Origin of the sequence: Rhizobium sp. CBN3 (assembly GCF_030518245.1) — a bacterium.
GTDB classification, from domain to species: Bacteria; Pseudomonadota; Alphaproteobacteria; order Rhizobiales; family Rhizobiaceae; genus Rhizobium; species Rhizobium aethiopicum_A.
Genome location: NZ_JAULSE010000073.1, coordinates 1 through 1,298 on the forward strand (window position 1 = coordinate 1; position 1,298 = coordinate 1,298).

Annotated in this window: 1 pseudogene; it reads left to right on the forward strand. The window is 60.7% G+C overall.

The features are described 5' to 3' along the window. Window positions 1–116: 116 nt before the first annotated feature. Window positions 117–1,276: pseudogene (locus QWJ46_RS30950) on the forward strand (IS4 family transposase). Window positions 1,277–1,298: the final 22 nt, after the last annotated feature.

A 1,298-nucleotide genomic window follows, 5' to 3' on the forward strand; every position in this document is an offset into this window, starting at 1 on the left:
GCAGGGCTGTCCGGGGAAAGTTCTGGGTGAATCGAAATGCCGCAGGCGCATGCCCCGTCAGACGGAGGTTTTCCGTCTATTTTCTGGTTGTCGAGACTCAGAAAAAGGAACGGAGCATGCGCTTTACGCCTAGCATTTTCGGGCAGTTGATTGAAAGCCTCGATCGGCGTCAATTCCAGGCGATCGTCGATCGGCACGACGGCGATGCCTACGACAAATGCTTCAAGAGCTGGGATCACCTGGTGGCGCTGATCTATGCCCAGTTCGGGGCTGCCGGCAGCCTGCGAGCGCTCGAAGCAGGCTGGAACGCCAATGCTCAGCATCATTATCATCTCGGCTGCGGCCGGCTGCAGCGCTCGACGCTGTCGGATGCCAACAGGCGGCGGCCGGCATCTTTGCCGAGACCTTCGCGCTGCTGGCTAGCCAGCTCGGCCGCAAAATGCGTCGTGAGGGCACCGCGATGCTGCGGCTGATCGATTCAACCCCCATCCCGCTCGGCAAGCTCTGTGACTGGGCCAAGTCGAACGGCCGCATCCGCGGCATGAAGGTGCATGTCGTCTACGATCCCCATGCCGATTGCCCGCGCGTCCTCGACATCACCGACGCCAATGTCAACGATGCCCAGATCGGCCGCACCATCGCCATCGAAGCCGGCGCCACCTATGTGTTCGACAAGGGCTATTGCCATTATGGCTGGTGGACGGCGATCGCCGAAGCCGGCTCTGTCTTTGTCACCCGGCCGAAGGCCAATATGGGACTGGCTGTGCTCGCCGAGCGCCCTGTCGAGGCGCCAAACGGTGATGGCTTCATGATCCTCGAAGACTGCGTGGTCAGCCTTGCCAGCAAGGGCGATTCCAAGCTGCCGATGCGCCTGCGCCGGCTGCTCCTCAAGCGCGATCAGGGCGATACGATCACGCTGCTGACCAATGATCTCGACCGCTCTGCCGTCGAGATCGGCCAGCTCTACAAGGACCGCTGGCAGATCGAGCTCCTCTTCCGCTGGATCAAGCAGCATCTCAAGATCCGCAGGTTCCTCGGCTATAACGACAATGCCATCCGCCTGCAGATCTTCGCCGCCATGATCGCCTATGCGCTCTTGCGTATCGCCGTCCGCGCCAGCGCCATCACCATGCCCATCCTGCGCTTCACCGACCTCGTCATCCAATGCTTGTTCCAGCGCAAATCCATCGCAGCAATCGACAAGCCGCCTCCCGTCAATCCAAGCCGGCCAAAACCCAAAACATCGCCAAACCAAATGGCTTTCTTTTATGCCTGACAATTTCCCCGGACAGCCCTGC